This is a genomic window from Nocardioides aquaticus (genome assembly GCF_018459925.1).
GTDB lineage: Bacteria > Actinomycetota > Actinomycetes > Propionibacteriales > Nocardioidaceae > Nocardioides > Nocardioides aquaticus.
This window is the reverse complement of the sequence record NZ_CP075371.1, coordinates 3,766,236-3,785,426: the sequence shown is the minus strand read 5'-3', so window position 1 is coordinate 3,785,426 and position 19,191 is coordinate 3,766,236. Positions and strand designations below refer to the sequence as shown.

Here is a 19,191-nt window from a genome sequence, read left to right as displayed (position 1 = left end):
GGACGCCCGCCGCGCCCGGGACGGGCTCAGGCATCGGTCACGAAGGCGACCAGGGTGCGGGTGAGCCAGTCGGCGTACGCCTCGCGGGTCCAGCCCCGCTGGAGGACCAGGAGGTCGTAGACCTCGACGGAGAGACAGGTCCACAGCACGTCCCGCACCTCCTCGACGCCGGCGCCTGCCCGGAGCCGGCCGGTGTCGACGAGGTGGCGGGCCACCCCTGTCGTCCCGGCGAGCCGCTCGGCCTGGACGGTCCGCCACAGCTCCTCGACCGCGGGGTCCGCGGCGGCTCCGTCCCGGAGCGCGAGCTGCAGCCGCGCCGCCCTGCCGGCGCGCTCCGCAGCGCCCTCGGCGTAGAGCCTGATCTTGGCCCGGAGGTCGGGCTCGTCCCGGATCCGCTGCACCTCGGGCCTGTCGGCGACGGGTACGGGGTCGTCGTCACCGGCGATGGCCACGTCGAAGACCGCTTTCACGACGCCGGCCTTCGACCCGAACCCCTTGTAGACGCTCTCGGGGAGACGCCGGCGCGGCGGGCCACCTCGGCGATCGTGGTCGCCGCCAACCCGCGTTCCTCGAGGAGGTCGCGCGCGGAGTCGACGACGGCCCGCCGGTTCGCGCGGGCCGACTCGCGGCGGCTGCTCGCGTCGTACGCGCGGGGCGTCGGCCCCCGGCCCTTGACGTCCTCGTCCACGTCACCCATCCTCAATTCATTACATTGTCACTGTATCGAAAGAATTGGTGCGCCGATGGCCCCCACCTCCGAGACGCACCGCAGGGTCGCGCTGCGCAGCATCGCGATCATGGCTCACGGTGACCGGGCCGACTTCGACGAGGTGGTGGCGGCCGGCGCCGTCAACCACGAGGCCGCCACCGAGCCGCCGGACTGCAGGGTGGGTGGGCCGGCGGGGTTCCACGCGACGGCGCGGTGGCTCCGCTCTGCCTTCGCAGACATCGAGCACCGCGTCGAGCACGTCGTCGTCGAGGGGGACCTCGTCGTGGTCGACACGACCATGCGAGGCCGCCACGTCGGCCCGTTCGTGCTCTTCGACGCGCGAGGCGAGGTGGACCGCGCCTGGGCGCCCACGGGCAGGACCTTCGCGGTGCGGCAGAGTCACTGGCTGCGAGTCGCGGACGGGGCGGTCACCGAGCACTGGGCGGTCCGTGACGACCTCGGGCAGAGCCTCCAGCTGGGCTGGGTCCCGCCGACCCCGGCCTACCTGCTCCGCTGCGTCCTCGCGAAGCGGAGGGCCGTCAGTCCTGCAGGTCGACGATGACCGGGGCGTGGTCGGAGGCGCCCTTGCCGGCGCGCTCGTCACGGTCGACGGCGGCGCCGGTCACCCGGGCCGCCAGCGGGGGCGAGCCCAGCAGGAAGTCGATGCGCATGCCGCGGTTGCGCTCGAAGCGCTGCCGGTAGTAGTCCCAGTAGGTGTAGAGCTCGGGTCCCGGGGTGTACGGGCGGGCCAGGTCGGTCCACCCGTCGGTCAGGAACGCCTCGAACGCGGCCCGCTCGGGCCGTGTCACGTGGGTGCTGGTGGCGAACGCGGCGATGTCGAAGACGTCCTCGTCCTGCGGGGCGATGTTCCAGTCGCCGACCAGGGCGGTCGGGGTGTCACGCCACGACCCGGCCGCGTCGTGCAGGCGGGCCAGCCAGTCCAGCTTGTAGTGGTAGTGCGGGTCGTCGACCTTGCGCCCGTTGGGCACGTAGAGCGACCAGACCCGCACCCCGCCGCAGGTCGCCCCCAGGGCGCGCGCCTCCGCGGCCGGCGGGTCGCCGAAGGCGGGCATCTCGGGGAAGCCCACCTCGACGTCGTCGAGGCCGACCCGTGAGATCACGGCCACGCCGTTCCACTGGTTCGTGCCGGCCACGGCGACCTCGTAGCCGAGGGCCTGCAGCCCCATCAGCGGCAGCTGGTCCTCGCGGCCCTTGGTCTCCTGCAGGGCCAGCACGTCGACGTCGTGCCGGGCCAGGAAGGCCTCGACGCGGTCGATGCGGGAGCGCAGGGAGTTCACGTTCCAGGTGGCGAGTCGCACGGGCCAGAGCCTAGGGCGTGCCTCAACGGGCACGGGGATCCACGCGGTGCGTGCCGTGGTGGGGGTCGGTCCAGGTGTAGGTGCCGTCGCGCTCGCGGCGGTAGGACCAGGCCCGGGCGGTCTTGACCCGGTGGTGGCGCCGGCAGAGGGGGGCGAGGGCCTCGGGGCAGGTCTGACCGGGTGGCCCACCCTTCTCGGGAGGCACGTACGGCGTGACGTGGTCGAGGTCGCAGTCGCGGGAGTCGACCGTGCACCACGGGAACACGCAGTGGCGGTCGCGCAGCACGACCAGCTCGCGCAGCTGCGGCGACGGGTCGTGGGCGTCGGTGACCAGGTCCGGCCGGTCGCTGCTGGTGGCAGTGAGGTCCAGGATCCCGACGACCGTCACGACGCTGTGCTGGAGCCAGGGCCCGAGCCGCGCCAGGGTCAGCGCGCCCAGACGCTCGACGGCGGCGACCTGCTCGGCGGGCGGGCGCGGGTCGTCCGGGTCGGGCGCGAGGTGGACGTAGACGCGGGCCTCGCGGCGCCGGGTCCGGGCCGGGGGTGTCGTCGTCACGGGTGCGGCCGGGTCACCGGTCTGGACCGTGCCGCGGACCAGGTCGGTGATCCTGCCCAGGGCGCGGGCCCGGCGGACCCCGAGGTCCTCGGCCGCGGTGGTGGCGGGACCGGCGGCCCCGGGAGCCCCTAGAGCCTCGGAAGCCAGGTCGGCCGCGACGTCGCCGACCAGCTCGTAGAACCGGTTCAGGTCGTCGGTGTCGCCGTGCGCCTCCAGCCAGGAGGAGCCGTCGTAGGTCCCGCCGGGGCCGACCTCGGGACCGACCCGGACGTCCCACCCGCGCCGGGCCAGCTCCTCGCGCGCGGCCTGCGCGGCGGGGTCGTGCTCGGCGGCTGCCTGGCCCACCGCGCGGTCGATCAGCACGGCGCCGATGCGGTGCAGCCGCGGCGAGACGGCCTGGTCGACGGCCGCAGCCGCGGCGGCGTTGAGCCCGTGGGTGGCCTGGGCGAGCCGGCGGGCCCGCCAGGCCGGGACCTCCAGCGACTCGACCCGGGCCCACGCCAGCGGCAGCCGGTGCACGAGGTCCTGCACGTCGTGCATCACCTGCAGGGCGGCGGAGGTCGACATCGAGAACGCGGTGCCGAGCGGTTCGGCGCTGAAAGGCTCGAGAGCCGGGCAGCCGTCCCCGCCCACGGCCTCGTCGGGGTCCAGCCGCCACCGTTCCGCCGGGTCGCCGCCGCTCGGCGCACCGGTGTCGGGGTCGGCGGCGACCACCCGCCGGCGGCACCAGTGCGCGGTCAGCCGGAGACGTCGACGCTCGGCCTCGCGGCTCGCCACCTCGGACTCCTCTGCCAGGTCCAGCAGCCAGTCGTCGTCGAGGTCGGCCAGCACGGCGGGGAACCCGGCGCGGTCGGTCTCGATCTCCATGACGCCATGCTATCGAACATGCGTTCGAATGGCAACGGACTGAGGAGGTCGGTGGACGACCGGCCCGCGGGCGTACCGGCGGGAGACGATTCGGGGTGGGCGGCGTACCGCCGTAGAGTTCCCGCCCGTGGCACTCACCATCGGTATCGTCGGTCTTCCCAACGCGGGCAAATCGACCCTCTTCAACGCCCTGACCAAGAACGACGTCCTCGCGGCGAACTACCCGTTCGCGACGATCGAGCCGAACGTCGGTGTCGTGGCCGTGCCCGACGCGCGGCTGCCGCAGCTCGCGGAGGTCTTCGGCTCCGCGAAGGTCCTGCCGGCGACGGTGGAGTTCGTCGACATCGCCGGGATCGTGGCCGGCGCGTCGCAGGGGGAGGGGCTGGGCAACAAGTTCCTCGCCCACATCCGCGAGTCCTCGGCGATCTGCCAGGTGACCCGCGTCTTCCGTGACGAGGACGTCACCCACGTCGACGGCAAGGTCGACCCGGGCAGCGACATCTCGACCATCCAGACCGAGCTGATCCTGGCCGACCTGCAGACGCTGGAGAAGGCGCTGCCGCGGATGGAGAAGGAGGCCAAGGGCAAGAAGGAGCTCGGACCCCTCGTCGCCGTCGCGCAGGAGGCGGTCGGCCACCTCGAGCGGGGCACGCCGGTGATCGACACCGACCTCGACGTCGCGCTCCTGCGCGAGCTGTCCCTGCTGACCGCCAAGCCGTTCATCTACGTCTTCAACTGCGACGGCGACGAGCTCGCCGACGAGGACCTCAAGCAGCAGATGCGCGACCTGGTCGCCCCGGCCGAGGCGATCTTCCTCGACGCCAAGTTCGAGGCGGAGCTGGTCGAGCTCGGCGACGAGGACGAGGCTCGCGAGATGCTCGCCGAGATGGGCGTCGACGAGCCCGGTCTCGACGTGCTCGCCCGGGTCGGCTTCGACACCCTCGGCCTGCAGACCTACCTGACCGCGGGGCCCAAGGAGTCGCGGGCCTGGACGATCCGGCGCAACGCCACCGCCCCGGAGGCCGCCGGCGTGATCCACACCGACTTCCAGAAGGGCTTCATCAAGGCCGAGATCGTCTCCTTCGACGACCTGATGGCCGCCGGGTCCATGGCCAAGGCCAAGGAGGCCGGGAAGGTCCGCATGGAGGGCAAGGACTACGTGATGGCCGACGGTGACGTGGTGGAGTTCCGCTTCAACGTCTAGCGCCCCGCTGACCGGCGCCGGATCCGCGTCTGTCGGGGACGTGCATGCTGCCATGGGCTGCGTTCAGCGGGCGGTTCGTTGACTGTCGATATAGCGGAGGACGACCTCAGTCATATGAGAACTGAGGCGCCGCTCCTCGCTCCCATCTTCCGCTCGGACGGTCAGGCGCGCCTGCCGCACGACATCGACGTCATGGTGCTCGGGGAGCCGGACGTCGACGCGGTCTACGAGGCGTGCGCGCGAGTCGAGGCCGCGGTGCACCGTCCCGTGAATCCGACGATCCTCACCCTGCGGAGTTTGCGGCGGCGTCCGGGTTCCTGGACCACGTCCGTAGCGGGCCGGCGGTCGCCGTGATCGGGGAGCTGCCGTGGCGCTGACTCCGCTCTCGCGCATCCAGCAGGCGACGGTCGTCGCGCTGTCCTCGACGAGCCGCCCGCGGACAAGGCTGCGCGAGAGCTCGACCGACTGCGACGCGCTCGCAACCAGGACCGCTACGAGGCGAAGCCGGTGGGGGCCGCGGCACGACTGAAAGCACCGTCTCAGTCCGCTTCGTCGCAGCCCGTGACGCGCGTGGCACGGGTGTGCGGGCCGGACCGGTCACGTGTCCCCGTCGGGGAGCTCCCCGAACCCCTCCTCGACCAGGGTGCGGGCGGTGTCGACCGCCCGCTGCGCGTCGGGCCCGGTGGCCGAGACCGTGATCGCGGTGCCCTGGCCGGTGCCGAGCGTCAGCAGCTCCAGCGAGCTGGCACCGTCGGCCTCCCTCCCATTCGCGGCGACCGCGACCTCCGCGTCGAGCCGGCCGAGCGCCGCGGCGAGCTGGGCCGCCGGACGGGCGTGCAGACCGCCGGGGTTGACCAGCGTGAGCGTGACCGACGTGTCCGGCGGTCCGGTGCTGCCGTGCTCGTCGGACGGTCCCGCCGCCGCGGGCTCGCCGAGAGCGCTCCGCTTGGGCTCCAGCGCGGACTCCGCCTCCCGCGCCACGGTGGCGAGGTCCGCACCGCCCGCGGCGCGGACGACGGCGGCGACCAGGCCCTCGACCAGCGGTGCCGGGCTCAACCGCACCTCCACCCCGTCCAGGTCGGCGAGCTCGATCGCGAGCTCGGCGCTCATCACCGCGGAGCCGAGGTCCATCAGCACGAGCACGCCGTCGGGGCTCGAGGCGTCCGCCAACGCCTCCGCCACCGCGGTGGCGTCGGTGCCGAGCCCGCCGTCGACACCGGCGGCGACGGCCACCGTCGGGCCGCCGTGCGGGGTCATCTGGGTCGCCAGCTCCACCACCGCGTCGGCGAGGGCACGGCTGTGGGAGACGACCACGAGGCCGATCACCGCGAGCCCGTCACCCGACGGCGTCGGCGAGCGCCTCAACCAGCATCGTGGCCGAGGCTGCGCCCGGGTCGGTGTGCCCCTTGCTGCGCTCACCCAGGTAGCTCGCCCGACCCTTGCGCGCCTCCAGCCCGGTCGTGGCCTCGCGCCCCGTCGCCGCCGCCTCGGCCGCGGCCCGGAGGCCGGTCGCGAGGTCGGCGCCGTTCGCCACCGCGTCGGCGAGGGCCTCGACCGCCGGTGCCAGGGCGTCGACCATGGTCTTGTCGCCCAGCTCCGCCTTGCCCCGGGCCGCCAGGCCCTCGACCCCCGCGCGGAGCATCCCGAGGACCGCCCCGGCGTCGAGGGTGGAGGCGTCACCCGCGGCACCGGCGGCCCGGAGGAAGAAGGTGCCGTAGAGCGGGCCGCTGGCACCGCCCACCGTGCTGACCAGCTTCATCCCGACGGCCTTGAGCAGGCCCGCTGCGGTGTCCGGGGCGTCGTCGGCTGCCACGACCGCCATCACCGCGTCCATCCCCCGGGTGAGGTTCGTGCCGTGGTCGGCGTCACCGATGGCAGCGTCCAGCTCGGTGAGGTGGTCGCGATGCTCGTGGACGGAGTCGCGGAAGGCGGCCAACCAGGCCACGAGCTGCTCGTGCGTGAGGGAGTCGGCCATCCCTCAGGCCCCCCACCGCAGGCCGGGGGTGCTCACCGGGGCGTCCCACAGGCGCAGCACCTCCTCGTCGGCGGCCAGCAGGGTGAGCGAGGCGCCGGCCATGTCGAGGGAGGTGATGTAGTTGCCGACCAGGCATCGGGCGACCTCCACACCGGCGCTCTCGAGCAGGCTGGTCACCTCGCCGTACATCAGGTAGAGCTCGATGAGCGGGGTGCCCCCCATGCCGTTGAGCAGGGCGATGGTGGGGCCGGCGGTGAAGTCGTGGTCGGCGAGCACCGGGTCGACCAGCTGTCGGGCGATCTGGGACGCACCGGTCAGCGGCTCGCGGTGGCGTCCGGGCTCACCGTGGATGCCGACACCGACCTCGATCTCGTCGTCGGGGAGGTCGAAGGTCGGCCTGCCCGCGGACGGCACCGTGCAGCTGGTCAGCGCGATCCCCATCGAACGACCCCCGTCGCTCACCCGCTGCGCCAGGCTCGCGACGGCGTCGAGGTCCTGACCCTCCTCCGCGGCCGCTCCGACGATCTTCTCCAGCAGCACGGTGACGCCGACGCCCCGGCGTCCTGCGGTGTAGGTGGAGTCCTCGACGGCCACGTCGTCGCGGGTGACGACCGTGCGGACCTCGACCCCGCCGTCGGCCGCGGCCAGCTCGCCGGCCATCTCGAAGTTCATGACGTCGCCGGTGTAGTTCTTCACGATGTGCAGCACGCCGGCGCCCCGGTCCACGGTCGTGGTCGCCTCCGCCATCTGGTCGGGCGTGGGTGAGGTGAACACCTCGCCCGCGCAGGCGGCGTCGAGCATGCCCGGCCCGACGAACCCGCCGTGCAGCGGCTCGTGCCCCGCGCCGCCCCCGGAGATCAGGGCCACCTTGCCGTCGGCCTTGGCCTGGGCGCGGTAGACGATCCGGTTCGCGTGGTCCACCCGCAGCCCGGGGTGCGCCGCGGCGACCCCGCGGAGGGACTCGGCCAGGACGTCGGCGGGATCGTTGATGAGCTTCTTCACGACAGTGCTCCCTCGTACGCATGGTGCGGCGTGGTCGTGCGACATGGTGCGGGCGGCGTCAGCACCGGAGGATCGAGTGTTCGCCTCGCGCACTCGGCGCGTCAAGAGGCGGAACGCCCTACCGCGGGCGCCGCCGGGCCTGCGGCTCGGCGGCGCCCGGGTCTCTCAGGCGGACGGGCCGGCCGCGCCGACGAGCGGCTGCGAGGGCTCGCTGATCGTGAAGGCCGGGTAGCCCGCGGCCGCCTCCTCCTCGCACTTCTGGCGGTACGTCCCCACGCCCCCGATGTAGGAGAGCAGCCGACGCGGCTTGCCGGGGACGTTGGAGCCCAGGTACCAGGAGTTGGTCTTCGGGACGAGTGTCGCCGAGGCCACCTCCTCGTGGTGCGCGACCCACGCCTCCTCGCCCTGGGCGGTCGGCTCGATCACCGACCGGCCCTGCTCACGCACCGCGCGGATGGCGTCGCTGATCCACTCCGTCTGCTGCTGCAGGCAGGTGGTCATGTTGCACAGGGCCGCCGAGGGCGCCAGCGGGACCGCCGTGGTCAGCATGTTCGGGTACCCGTGCACCATCAGCCCCATCGTCGTGCGGATGTCGCGGGACCAGTCCTCGGCCAGCGAGCGCCCCCCGCGGCCGCGGATGTCGATCCGGGTCAGCGCCCCGGTCCCGGCGTCGAAGCCGGTGGCCAGGATGATCACGTCGAGCTCGTGGACGGTCCCGTCGGCCAGCTCGATCCCCTCCGGCCGGACCCGGACGATCGGGTTGTCCTTCACCCCGACCAGGTCGACGTCGTCGCGGAGGTAGGCCTCGAGGTACCCCCGCTCCAGGGGGACGCGGTGGGTGCCGAAGCCGTAGTCGGTGGGGACCAGGAGGTCGATCAGGCGCTGGTCCTGCAGACGCGCCCGCATCTTGCCGCGGACGAACTCGGAGACGGCCTCGCTGACCTCCTCCTCGAAGAACATCTCGCCGAAGCCGGCCAGCCACAGCTTGAGGGAACCGTCCTGGAAGACCTCCTCGAGGACCGCCTCGCGCTGCTCGGGCGTGCAGTCGGCCCAGACGTGCTCGAAGTCGTACTCGAACCCGGTGAAGGTGGTCGGGAGGTTCGACCTCAGCTCCTCGAAGCGCTCCTTGTAGGCCTCCTGCTCGGCGGGACCGTACGTCGGGTTCTTCATCGGGATGACGTACTGCGGGGTCCGGGCGAAGACCGTCAGGTGCCCGACGTGGCCCGCGATCGTCTGGATGACCTGGATGCCGGTCGCGCCGTTGCCGACGACCCCCACCCGCTTGCCGGCCAGGTCGACGTCCTGGTGCGGCCACCGCGAGGTGTGGAAGATGCGTCCCTCGAAGGTGTCCTGCCCCTCGAAGACGTTCTCCATGGGCGCGGAGAGCATGCCGCCGCAGGTGACGAAGAACTGCGTGTCGATCACCTCGCCGCGGTCCGTGGTGACCGTCCACCGGCCGCGGTCCTCGTCGTAGTGCGCACTGGTGACCCACGTGGAGAACTGGATGTCCTTGCGCAGGTCGAGCCGGTCGGTCACGTACTGCAGCCAGCGCTCGATCTCCGGCTGGGCCGGGAACTTCTCGCTCCAGCTCCACCCCTTGTACAGCTCCTCGGAGAACAGGTACTGGTAGATGTAGGCCTCGGAGTCGAAGCGGGCGCCGGGGTAGCGGTTCCACGTCCAGGTGCCGCCGACGTCGTCGGCCGCCTCGTAGGCGCGGACGGTCAGGCCCTGCTCGCGCAGCTGGTGGAGCTGGTAGAGCCCGGCGACGCCGGCACCCAGGACGAGCGCGTCGAGCGTGGTCGGGGTGGCGTCGGTCTCCGGGGCGGTGGTCGATGTCGCGTGCGTCATGGAGTGCCTCTCGTCGGTGTGGCGTCGGTCACCACGAGCTCCATCGTGGGCGCGGCCCGGGCCCGTCGGGTGTCCCAGATCCGGACACTCCCGGCGATGCCCACCCGCGCGTTGGTCGGCGGCCGCGTCGGTCGGCGGTCGCGTCGGTCGGTGGTCGCGTCAGTCGGTGATGCCGTACTGCCGGATCTTGCGGTAGAGGGTGGACCGGGCGATGCCGAGCGTCGTGGCCGCGGCCTTCCGGTTGCCACCGAGGCGTCGGAGCGCGGAGACGATCGCGTCCCGCTCGGCCCGGTCGACCTCGCGCAGGGTGCTGCGCGGGGCGCTCTGGCACTGGGCGGGCAGGTCGTCGAGCTCGATGGTGCCGACCGGGCGGGCGCCGAGCGCGGAGGTCAGCACCTCGCGCAGCTCCCGGACGTTGCCCGGCCAGGAGTACCGGGTGAGCAGGCGCAGCGCGTCCTCGGAGACCCGCGTCCGTCGCTGCGGGTCGATCTCCTCCAGGACGTCGCCGATCAGTGCCGTCAGGTCGACGTGGCGCTGACGCAACGGGGGCACGGTGACCGAGTCGGAGAGGAGGGCCAGCAGCGGCTGGTCGCTCGGGATGCCGCCCGGGCACCCGGTGGCGGCCAGGACGACCGGCCCGCCCTCGTGGGCCCCCACCAGCGCAGCCAGCGCGGCGCCGGCGGCGTGGCCCACGTGCTCGAGGTCGTGCACGACGACGAGCGTCGGCACCCCGTCCTGCGCGGTGGCCGCGGCGGAGCAGCGGGGGTCGGAGACGTCGACCTCGGTCGCGCCCAGGTGGACCACGCGGGAGCCCGGCCGGAGCCGGGTGAAGGTCGAGGCAAGCAGGGTGGCGCGGCCGGTGCCGGCCTCGCCGAGCACGAGGATCGACCGCCCGGCGCGCAGCGCGACGTCGACCGACACGGCCGCGTGCTCCCAGCCCGGCGACGACCCGGCACGGAGGTCGTGCCGGGGTCGTACGGCCGGCGCCGGCACCGGCGCGGGTGCCGGCGCGAGAGGGTCGAGCAGTCCGAGCCGTTCGTGCCCGGCCTCGGCAGAGGCGTCGCGGCCGAGGCTGACGACCGCGACCATCCCGGCGGCGCCACCGGTGTCGGTCGACGTCCCGCGGAGCCGCACCTCGGTGCCCGAGGGCAGCACGACGCGGTCGTCCACCTTGTCGGGTCGCCGGCCGGCCAGGAAGCGCAGGTGGTCGCCCAGCGCGGTCTGGTCCGTGGAGCCGAGCAGCGCCTGCATCGCCGAGTTCGCCATCGTCAGGTCGGGGCCGACCGCGACCACGGCCCCCGGGTGCGCGCCTCGACGCGGGAGAACAGGTCGAAGAGCGCCTGCTGGGCCTGGCCGCGGTCGAGCAGCAGGTTGCGCTCGACGTGCCTGGCCGCCGACCGCACCATCGAGTGCATGACCGGCGTGGAGTGGTCGCGCAGGCAGCTGATGTCCAGGACGCCCTCGATCCGCCCGGTGAACGGGTCGCGGACCGGTGCCCCCGCGCAGGCGAAGGACTGCAGCGCGTCGACGAAGTGCTCGGCGCCGGCGATCTGGACCGAGGTCCCGGACTCCAGCACGGTCCCGACGCCGTTGGTGCCGACGGCGCCCTCGGCGTAGTCGAAGCCCCGGGCGAAGTAGACCCGGTCCAGCATCTGCGAGATCCACAGGCCGGTGTCCTTGCGGACCACGATGCGCGCCCTCGCGTCCGTCAGGGCCACGCACGCGGGGACGTCACCCAGCATCTCGCCCAGCTGGTCGATGACGGGCTGGGCGCAGCGGACGAGACGGGCGCCGAGGTCGAGGTCGGCGACGTAGTGGCCCTCCATGGAGGTGGGTGACACCCCGCTGGCCAGGCTCCGTCGCCAGGAGGCCGCCACGTGGGCGGGCACCCCCGGACGGTCCGGGGCCTGTCCCTCGAGCAGGTCGGCGAGGGCGTGGGTCAGCAGGTCGTGGCGCTCCAGCCCGCCGTCCATCCGGTCACCTCCTCGTGACGCACCTCTGATGATGCCCCCACGGTCAATCGCGGGACGTGTCCCATTTCCGGACACGGGGCCGCCCGCGGCACGGTCGATAGTGAGGTCGTGGTGAGCCGATCACCCCGACCGCGTGCCGCGGTAGGCCCTCAGGACCCAGGAGCACCGATGATCGAGAACCCCTTCTACTCCCACGAGATCCACGGCGACTACGACGTCGTCTCCATCGGTCGGCTGGACCTGGAGGAGGGCGGGACGATCCCGGACTGCCACCTCGCCGTGGCGACCTTCGGGACGCTGAACGAGGCGAAGGACAACGCGGTCCTGGTCACCACCTGGTTCTCGGGGACCCACCAGATCTGGCGCGACGTCTACATCGGCCCGGAGCACGCCCTGGACCCGGGGACGTACTTCATCGTGGTCGTGGACCAGATCGGGTCGGGGCTCTCGACGTCGCCGCACAACGCCGACGGGCCCAACGCCGCCCTGGCCATGTCGGACTTCCCCCACGTCCGCATCGGGGACGACGTCGTCGCCCAGGAACGTCTGCTGCGCGAGCACTTCGGCATCGACGAGCTGGCCCTCGTGGTCGGCGGGTCCATGGGAGCCCAGCAGACCTACGAGTGGGCGGTGAGGTTCCCGCAGAAGGTGCGCCGCGCGGCGATGATCGCCGGCACGGCGCAGAACACGCCCCACGACGTCCTCTTCGCCGACGCGCTCGTCGCGGCGATCACCTCCGACCCCGGGTACGCCGAGGGGGAGTACAAGTCGAACGACGACGTGGTCGCCGGGCTCACCCGGCACGCCGGGATCTGGGCGGTGATGGGGTTCTCCACCGAGTTCTGGAAGCAGGAGGTGTGGCGGGCCCTGGAGTTCGACTCCAAGGAGGCCTTCATGGCCGGCTTCCTCGAGCCGTACTTCACCGCGATGGACCCCAACGACCTGCTCACCCAGGCGTGGAAGTGGCAGCGCGGGGACGTGGCGCGGCACACCGGCGGGGACCTGGCCGCCGCCCTGGGACGGATCACCGCCAAGACCTTCGTGATGCCGATCGACGAGGACATGTTCTTCCCGGTCCGCGACGTCGAGCCCGAGCAGCGGCTCATCGCGGGCAGCGAGCTCCGCGTGGTCCACGACGTGCTGGGGCACCTGGGGCTCTTCGGGGTCGCCCCGACCTACATGCCGCAGATCGACCAGCACCTGGGCGAGCTCCTCGCCGCCCCCGCCTGATGTCCCGCCGGTCCGGCGCCTAGGCCGAGGGGCGGCGGCGCCCGACGACCAGCAGGGCCCCGCCGCCCGCGATCAGGCCGCCGGCCAGCAGGACGAGCGCGAGCGCCGGCCCGCCGGTGTCCGGCAGCATGCCGGAGCCGGTCGTGCCCGAGGACGTCGCCGTCGTGGTCAGGGTGGAGGCGGTCGCCGAGGACGTGGGCGTCGGGCTCGTGGTCGGGGTCGTCGTCGCGGTCCCCGTCGGGCTGGGCGCCGCCGAGGACGGCGCGCCGGCCGGCACGAGGGTCCCGGTGGCGGTCGTCGGCACCGCGTCGAGCACGAAGTCCCGGCCGCCGCGCACCTCGCCGGCGCCCGTGATCCGCGTGGTCAGGCTCCCGCGACCGACGACCTCCTGGCCCTCGGGCGCCACGACGCGCACCGTCCAGGTGCCCCGGCGGAGACCCTCGAGGAAGTAGCGGCCGTCGGCGTCCGTGGACACACGCCGGGTGGTCCCGGCGGGACCGGTCACCACGAGCGTGACGTCCTCGACCGCACCGTCGTCGTCGGTGACGCGTCCGCCCAGCGCACCGGGCCTGGCGAGGGCGACGTCCAGGCCCCGCAGGTCGTCGTCGCCGACGGTGACGCGACGGTCGTCCCTGCCGGTGTAGCCCCGGGGTGCGTCGACCGCCAGCCGGTACGTCCCGGCCGGCACGCCGGCGAGCTCCCAGCGGCCCCGTCCGTCGGTGACGGTGACGAGCGCCGACCCGCCGCGCACGGCGGCCAGGGTGACCGTGACGCCGCCGAGCCCGCCGCCGCCCCCGGTGACCCGGCCGCCGACCGTGGCCAGCTCGACGACCTCGAAGTCCTGGTCGACGACCTCCTCGTCACCCACGACGACGTCGTCGATCGTGGCGCCGCCCGGCCCGGCCCGGTAGCCCTCGGGCACCTCGATGGAGATCGCGTAGCCCGCGCCCTCCTCGTTGCCGTCGACGAGGTAGGTCCCGTCGCGCCCCGTCGTCGTGGTCGTCCCGTCGCCCACCGGCGGCGTCACGGTGACGTCCACGCCCGCGACCGGACGGCCGTCGGCGTCGCGCACCGCACCGCTGACCGGCTGCGGCACGACCTCGCGGACCTCGAAACCGGCCTGCGAGGCGGGTGAGCCGTCGGTCCCGCTGGTGTCGACGGTGCGCTCGGTCGCGCCCACGACGGCGCAGCCGTCCGGGGCGGTGGCGCGCACGACGTACCCGTCCTGGGTGGCGACGTCGCCGAGGTCGTAGGAACCGTCGGGCTCGGCCGTCGTCGTGGCGACCCGGTCGCCGTACGGCGAGAGCAGCACCAGACGGGTGCCCTCCACGCCGCAGGACGAGCCGGCGGGGGAGACGTCGGTGACGGTGCCGGTCACCGACCGGGCGCGGCTGACGAACCAGGTCTGGAAGACCGGGAAGCCCGCGCGGCGCGTGAACGTGAAGGTGAGGCTGGTCAGCCGGCGGTCCGGCTCGAACCAGCCGGCGGCGCCGTCGGAGTCGGCCGCGTCGTCGTTGCCGACCAGGGTGGCGGTGGCGGGGTCCCAGAGGGGCTCGTCCTCGCCGCCGGCGTAGTTGAAGGCGCCCTGGAACCAGCGGTCCACGGCCGCGGCGGGCACCCGGTCGCCGGAGGCGTCGGTCGCGGCGACCCGGACCTGGTCGGCGTCGACGTCGCCGAGGACGAACGCCCAACCGGAGGCGGGGGTGGGGTCGGCGAAGGTGTAGGTGGACGTCGAGGGCGCCGTGGCGGTGTCCGCCCGCGGGCGCAGCACCAGGTACGGGTTCCCGCGGCTCGAGCCGTACGCGGCGCCCGGCGGGGTCCCCGCGGACAGGAAGGTCGACGTGCCGCCGGCGAGCTGGACCCCGGCGCGGGAGTCGGTGGCCAGCACGGCGGGCGGGAAGCCGGGCGCGGCCTGGCGGACGGTGGTCCGGTAGTCGTTCGGGGTGCCGGTGACCGGCTCCCACGTCGCCCAGGCGTCCGTCTCGGCGGCGGCGGGGACGAGCGTCAGGGCGAGCAGGGCCGTGGTGGCGGCGGCCGTCGCGGCGGGCACTGAGCGTCTCATCCTGGGCTCCCGATCTCCGGCGGGGCGGTCCCCGTCGACGGAGCATAGGGCCGCGCGGCCCGCGCTGTCCGCGCTGTCCGCTACAACGCGCGGCGCGGCTCGCTCGAGACGAGGTGGCCGAACGCCACCAGCCGGTCGTCGGTATGGAAGAGCTCGGAGCAGGTGGTCAGGGTGAGCAGCCGCCGCTGGCCCGCGGCCGGGACGACGTCGCCGCCGTCGGGGTCGACCGGCTCGGGGTCGACCACCCAGGTCTCGGTCAGCGGGACCTCGAGGTCGTCGCCCCCGGTGTCGAGCACGTAGGTGTGCACGGCGTCGCGCGTGGTGACGACCACCTCGTCGCCGGGCTCGAGGGCCGGCATGTCGCGCAGCGGCTCGCCGTGGGTGACCCGGTGCCCGGCCAGCGCCAGGTTTCCGACCCCGCCCGGAGCGGCGGATCCGGTGAAGCGGCCGATCCCGGCGGCGAGCGCCTCGTCGGAGGTGCCCTCCAGCAGCGGCACCCGGTAGTCCGCCCCGAGGCGGGGGATCTCGACGATCGCCTCGGCCACGCCCGCGTCGACCTCGACCGCGCCCTCCGGCACACCCCCGCCCACGGCGGGGTCGGCGGGGTCGGCGGGTTCGGCGGGGTCGACGGGGTCGGCGGCCCAGGCCTGCTCGAGCCGGTCGGTGATGGCCGCGTGCTCGCGCTGGCTGACCCAGGTGGTGCCCCAGGTCTGCCAGCCGACGTAGCCGAGCACGGTGACGCCGGCCAGCACCAGGGCCAGCCCGAGGCGGGTGGCGGCGCGGGACCAGGACACCGCCCCAGGCTAGGCGCCGCTGCGGGACGCAGTGGTTGAATCGGACCATGCACCTCGGCGTCGACAGCTTCGTGTCCTCCGTGACCGATCCCACCACCGGGCACGTGGTCGGTGCCTCCGAGCGGATGGAGCACCTGCTCGAGGAGATCGTCCTGGCCGACCGGGTCGGCCTCTACTCCTTCGGGATCGGCGAGCACCACCGCAGCGAGTACTACGACTCCGCCCCGCAGATCATCCTGGCCGCCGCGGCCGCGCGCACCGAGCGGATCCGCCTGGGCAGCGCGGTCAAGGTGCTCAGCGCGGACGACCCGGTCCGCGTCTTCCAGCAGTTCGCCACGCTGGACCTGATCGCCAAGGGCCGCATCGACCTCGTCGTGGGCCGCGGCTCCTTCACCGAGGCCTTCCCGCTGTTCGGCCTCGACCTGGCCGACTACGACTCGCTGTTCACCGAGAAGCTCGAGCTGCTGCTGCAGCTGCGCGACCAGGTCGAGGTGACCTGGTCGGGCCGGCACCGCCCGCCGCTGGTGCGCCAGAGCGTCTACCCGCGCCCGCACCAGGACCCGCTGCCGATCTGGGTCGGCGTGGGCGGCACACCGGAGTCCTTCGCGCGAGCAGGGCTGCTGGGGCTGCCGCTGATGATCGCGATCATCGGCGGCGAGCCGCGCCAGTTCGGCCCGCTCGTGGACCTCTACCGCCGCGCCGGCGCGCAGGCCGGGCACGCCCCGGAGAAGCTGCAGGTCGGCATCCACGTCTTCGGCTACGTCGCGGAGAGCACGCAGCAGGCCGCCGACACGATCTACCCCGGCTGGAACGAGATGTTCACCAAGATCTCGGCCGAGCGCGGGTTCCGTCGCCCGACCCGGGAGCAGTTCGACGCCACCTCGGGCCCCGACGGGGCGTTCTTCATGGGCGACCCGCAGACCGTGGCCGACAAGATCCGGCGCGTCTCCGAGCAGCTCGGCGGGGTCGACCGGCTCTCGCTGCAGATGACCAACCCGCGCCTGGCCCACGACGACCTGCTGCGCGGCATCGAGCTGCTCGGCACCGAGGTCGCCCCGCTCGTCGCCGGCTAGGGCGCCGACCCGGACCGGGCGACCGGGGTGAAGTGCTCGACCACCGGGAACGGGTCGTAGAACGGGTGCAGCAGCGCGCGCCAGCGCTCGTACGCTGCGGAACCGCGGAAGCCCTCCTCGTGGTCCGCGACGCTGTCCCACTCCACCAGCAGCAGGTAGGTCGACGGGCTCTCCACGCCGCGTGAGACCGTCACCGACCGGTTGCCGGTCGCGGCGGCGATCAGGGGGAGGGCCTCGGCCAGCGCGGCCTCGAAGGCGGCCTCCTGGCCGGGGCGGACGGGCAGCAGGGCGTGCTCGAGGACCACGCGCCGCAGCCTAGGGCCCGTCGCTCAGGACTGGCCCGTCGGTCAGGACTGGCGGTCGTCCAGGTCGTCGCGGGCTGCGACCCAGCGCTCCAGGGCCGAGGAGAGCGCCGCCAGGGTCACCGGCTTGGCGACGAAGTCGTCCATCCCGACGAGCTGGCAGCGCTCGCGCTCCTCGGAGGTGACGCTCGCGGTCATCGCGACGACCGGGGTACGTGCCCCGTCGCCCTCGCGCCGCCGGAGCTCGGTCGTCGCGTCGTAGCCGTCCAGCTCGGGCATCTGGCAGTCCATCAGCACCAGGTCGAAGCGCCGCGCCGCGAGCGCCTCGAGGGCGAGAAGGCCGTTCTCGGCGATCTCCACCGTGCACCCGAGCCGGCGCAGCATGCCCTCGGCCACCAGCTGGTTGATCTCGCTGTCCTCGGCGACCAGCACCGTGGCCGCGCACCGGGGCCGCACGGGTTCCGGCGGCGCCCCCGCCGGGTCACCGACGGCGGGCACCTCCGGGTCCGGCATCCGGTCCAGGGGGACCGTGAACCAGAACGTGCTGCCCTCGCCGAGGGTGCTCTCGACGCCGGTCCGCCCGCCCATCTGCTCGGCCAGGCCGCGGCAGATGGCCAGTCCCAGGCCGGTGCCGCCGTACCGGCGGGTGGTCGAGGAGTCGGCCTGCGAGAAGGGCTCGAACAGCCGGTCCTGCGAGGCCGGGTCGAGGCCGACCCCGGTGTCGCGGACCTCCATCCGCACCAGCGGCCGGGACGCCGGGCCGCCGGCGAGGTGGACGGAGACGACGACCTCTCCCTCGGGGGTGAACTTGACCGCGTTGGAGACCAGGTTGAGCAGGACCTGGCGGATCCGCCCGGGGTCGCCGCGGAGCAGGGGCGGGACGTCGGGGGCGACGTAGGCCAGCAGGTCCAGACCGCGCGCGCGAGGGTCGAGGGCGGCCGTCTGCGCGACGTCGTCGACGACCTCGGCCACCGAGAACGCCACGGACTCCAGCTCGACCCGGCCGGCCTCGACCTTGGAGAAGTCCAGGACGTCGTCGATCAGGCCCAGCAGGGCCCGGCCGGCGGTCTCGACACCACGGGCGTACTCCCGCTGCCGGTCGTCGAGGTCGGTGGACAGGAGCAGCTCGGTCAGCCCGGTCACCCCGTTCATCGGCGTCCGGATCTCGTGGCTCATCGTGGCCAGGAACGCCGACTTGGTCCGCGAGGCGTCCTGGGCCGCGTCGCGGGCGGCGGCCAGCGCGACGGCCGCGCCCTGCTGCTCGCGCAGCAGCAGGTAGGTGCGGGCGAAGGCGAGCGCGGCCAGGGCGGTGGAGCCCAGCACCACGGTCCACACCGGGGACGGCGCGCCACGGACCTCGTGCAGGCCGAGGACGAGGGTGGGGACCAGCAGCGGCAGCACCGCGATCGACAGCCGGGCCGTCGCCGAGCCCTGGCCGCCGAGCGAGCCGGCGCCCGGGGCCTCCAGCACCTCCGGGACGACGGGGGTGGGCGCCAGGACGGCCCAGGCCATCGCGACCGACCCCGCCATCCAGCCCAGGTCGAGGACCGGCGTGGGCACGCCGAACGAGACGGTGTAGCCGAGGTCGGAGACCAGCATCGCGGCGATCCCGACGGCGAGCGGGAGACCGACCACGGCCCGGGTGCGGCGTTGCCAGGCCACGCGCAGGACCAGCCCCAGGAGCAGGGCGTCGAGGACCGGGTAGCCGGAGGTGAAGAGACGTTCCAGGACCGGCTCGTCGGACCCGACGATGTCGGCGACCACCAGCTCCCAGAGCAGGAGGAGGCACACGGTCACCATGGTCGCGGCGTCGATGGCCGTTTCGGCGTGGAGCCGCCCGCCGTCGGTGGCACGGATCGCCCCGAGCAGGACGGCCGCCAGCAGGGGGTAGGCGAGCAGGAACAGCAGGTCGTGCACCCCGGCGCCCGGGTCCACCCCGCCGCGCCACCAGGCGGCGTACCAGAGGACCTCGCCGAGACCCGTGGCCGCGAGCGCGGCGGTCACCAGGCCCGCGGGGGAGCGGAGCGGGCACCGGTGCCGGCGGACGTGGGCGCCGGCGACGACGGCAGCCCCCACCATGACGGTCAGGTAGCCGAGGTCGACGCGGACACCCCCGCCGGCGTCGAGGGTGACCCGGAGCGCGGCGACGGCGACCGCGAGCGCGAGCAGGACCGGGAGCACGACCGGGGGTCGACGGCGGCTCGTCCGGGTCCTGGCCACGGGATCCTCCTCGGACGGTCGCAGCGGTGGGAGGTCCGATGCTGGCCCATCGCGGCG

The 19,191-nt window shown here is 73.9% G+C and carries 18 protein-coding genes and 1 pseudogene; 4 read left to right on the top strand and 15 right to left on the bottom strand.

What is annotated here, in order from left to right:
• Nucleotides 1–26 precede the first annotated feature (26 nt).
• Together ENKNEFLB_RS18370 and ENKNEFLB_RS18365 are read right to left on the bottom strand one after the other, a co-directional pair.
• Nucleotides 27–470 carry a hypothetical protein gene (locus ENKNEFLB_RS18370; protein WP_214056685.1) on the bottom strand — a complete coding sequence of 148 codons (444 nt, stop codon included), beginning with the start codon at nucleotides 468–470 and terminating at the stop codon, nucleotides 27–29.
• Complete coding sequence (locus ENKNEFLB_RS18365; protein WP_214056684.1) at nucleotides 467–688, bottom strand: helix-turn-helix domain-containing protein; 222 nt, start codon at nucleotides 686–688, stop codon at nucleotides 467–469. Before ENKNEFLB_RS18365 ends, ENKNEFLB_RS18370 begins: the two co-directional genes overlap by 4 nt.
• Nucleotides 689–743: 55 nt before the next feature.
• Between ENKNEFLB_RS18365 and ENKNEFLB_RS18360 the strand changes: the two genes are divergently transcribed.
• Nucleotides 744–1,271, top strand: a complete 528-nt coding sequence (locus ENKNEFLB_RS18360) for an ester cyclase (protein ID WP_214056683.1) — start codon at nucleotides 744–746, stop codon at nucleotides 1,269–1,271.
• Here the strand turns inward: ENKNEFLB_RS18360 and ENKNEFLB_RS18355 are convergent.
• Together ENKNEFLB_RS18355 and ENKNEFLB_RS18350 are read right to left on the bottom strand one after the other, a co-directional pair.
• A complete protein-coding gene (locus tag ENKNEFLB_RS18355) occupies nucleotides 1,249–2,028 on the bottom strand; it encodes an exodeoxyribonuclease III (RefSeq protein ID WP_214056682.1) in 780 nt (259 codons plus the stop codon). The genes ENKNEFLB_RS18360 and ENKNEFLB_RS18355 overlap by 23 nt on opposite strands.
• Before the next feature lie 22 nt (nucleotides 2,029–2,050).
• Nucleotides 2,051–3,451: an HNH endonuclease signature motif containing protein gene (locus tag ENKNEFLB_RS18350; RefSeq protein WP_214056681.1), complete on the bottom strand. Its 1,401-nt coding sequence runs from the start codon at nucleotides 3,449–3,451 to the stop codon at nucleotides 2,051–2,053.
• Between the two features lie 127 nt (nucleotides 3,452–3,578).
• On the opposite strand from ENKNEFLB_RS18350, the gene ychF reads away from it, so the two are divergent.
• Nucleotides 3,579–4,655: a redox-regulated ATPase YchF gene (ychF, locus tag ENKNEFLB_RS18345; protein WP_214056680.1), complete on the top strand. Its 1,077-nt coding sequence runs from the start codon at nucleotides 3,579–3,581 to the stop codon at nucleotides 4,653–4,655.
• A 597-nt stretch (nucleotides 4,656–5,252) separates the two neighbouring features.
• Here ychF and ENKNEFLB_RS23075 read toward each other — a convergent pair.
• The 7 genes and pseudogenes from ENKNEFLB_RS23075 to ENKNEFLB_RS18315 all read right to left on the bottom strand — a co-directional run bounded on the left by ENKNEFLB_RS23075 (nucleotide 5,253) and on the right by ENKNEFLB_RS18315 (nucleotide 11,453).
• Nucleotides 5,253–5,612 (bottom strand): HPr family phosphocarrier protein, encoded by a 360-nt coding sequence (locus ENKNEFLB_RS23075; protein ID WP_338040972.1) that lies wholly within the window; start codon nucleotides 5,610–5,612, stop codon nucleotides 5,253–5,255.
• Nucleotides 5,589–5,981 (bottom strand): annotated as a pseudogene (dhaM, locus tag ENKNEFLB_RS23070) (dihydroxyacetone kinase phosphoryl donor subunit DhaM); the annotation flags it as partial. The gene ENKNEFLB_RS23075 and the pseudogene dhaM, both read right to left, overlap by 24 nt.
• A gap of 10 nt (nucleotides 5,982–5,991) precedes the next feature.
• On the bottom strand, nucleotides 5,992–6,630 hold the full coding sequence (gene dhaL, locus ENKNEFLB_RS18335) for a dihydroxyacetone kinase subunit DhaL (RefSeq protein WP_214056678.1): 639 nt from the start codon (nucleotides 6,628–6,630) through the stop codon (nucleotides 5,992–5,994).
• A gap of 3 nt (nucleotides 6,631–6,633) precedes the next feature.
• Nucleotides 6,634–7,632, bottom strand: coding sequence for a dihydroxyacetone kinase subunit DhaK (dhaK, locus tag ENKNEFLB_RS18330; RefSeq protein WP_214056677.1), 999 nt, complete (start codon nucleotides 7,630–7,632; stop codon nucleotides 6,634–6,636).
• A gap of 165 nt (nucleotides 7,633–7,797) precedes the next feature.
• Nucleotides 7,798–9,480, bottom strand: coding sequence for a flavin-containing monooxygenase (locus ENKNEFLB_RS18325; RefSeq protein WP_214056676.1), 1,683 nt, complete (start codon nucleotides 9,478–9,480; stop codon nucleotides 7,798–7,800).
• 159 nt (nucleotides 9,481–9,639) lie between these two features.
• Nucleotides 9,640–10,773: an AAA-type ATPase lid domain-containing protein gene (locus tag ENKNEFLB_RS18320; RefSeq protein WP_214056675.1), complete on the bottom strand. Its 1,134-nt coding sequence runs from the start codon at nucleotides 10,771–10,773 to the stop codon at nucleotides 9,640–9,642.
• Entirely contained in the window at nucleotides 10,749–11,453 is a 705-nt protein-coding gene (locus ENKNEFLB_RS18315) for a GAF domain-containing protein (protein ID WP_214056674.1), read from the bottom strand. The genes ENKNEFLB_RS18320 and ENKNEFLB_RS18315 overlap by 25 nt, the downstream gene beginning before the upstream one ends.
• A gap of 168 nt (nucleotides 11,454–11,621) precedes the next feature.
• Between ENKNEFLB_RS18315 and ENKNEFLB_RS18310 the strand changes: the two genes are divergently transcribed.
• Entirely contained in the window at nucleotides 11,622–12,683 is a 1,062-nt protein-coding gene (locus tag ENKNEFLB_RS18310) for an alpha/beta fold hydrolase (RefSeq protein ID WP_214056673.1), read from the top strand.
• 19 nt (nucleotides 12,684–12,702) lie between these two features.
• Here the strand turns inward: ENKNEFLB_RS18310 and ENKNEFLB_RS18305 are convergent, their stop codons facing one another.
• Entirely contained in the window at nucleotides 12,703–14,733 is a 2,031-nt protein-coding gene (locus tag ENKNEFLB_RS18305) for a carboxypeptidase-like regulatory domain-containing protein (protein WP_214056672.1), read from the bottom strand.
• Between the two features lie 92 nt (nucleotides 14,734–14,825).
• Nucleotides 14,826–15,539, bottom strand: coding sequence for a class E sortase (locus tag ENKNEFLB_RS18300; protein ID WP_214056671.1), 714 nt, complete (start codon nucleotides 15,537–15,539; stop codon nucleotides 14,826–14,828).
• 47 nt (nucleotides 15,540–15,586) lie between these two features.
• Between ENKNEFLB_RS18300 and ENKNEFLB_RS18295 the strand changes: the two genes are divergently transcribed.
• Entirely contained in the window at nucleotides 15,587–16,612 is a 1,026-nt protein-coding gene (locus tag ENKNEFLB_RS18295; RefSeq protein ID WP_214056670.1) for an LLM class flavin-dependent oxidoreductase, read from the top strand.
• On the opposite strand, the gene ENKNEFLB_RS18290 is transcribed toward ENKNEFLB_RS18295, so the two are convergent.
• Both ENKNEFLB_RS18290 and ENKNEFLB_RS18285 read right to left on the bottom strand, forming a co-directional pair.
• On the bottom strand, nucleotides 16,609–16,917 hold the full coding sequence (locus ENKNEFLB_RS18290) for an antibiotic biosynthesis monooxygenase family protein (RefSeq protein ID WP_246535656.1): 309 nt from the start codon (nucleotides 16,915–16,917) through the stop codon (nucleotides 16,609–16,611). The genes ENKNEFLB_RS18295 and ENKNEFLB_RS18290 overlap by 4 nt on opposite strands.
• Before the next feature lie 42 nt (nucleotides 16,918–16,959).
• Nucleotides 16,960–19,134: an ATP-binding protein gene (locus ENKNEFLB_RS18285; protein WP_214056669.1), complete on the bottom strand. Its 2,175-nt coding sequence runs from the start codon at nucleotides 19,132–19,134 to the stop codon at nucleotides 16,960–16,962.
• Between the last annotated feature and the right edge of the window lie 57 nt (nucleotides 19,135–19,191).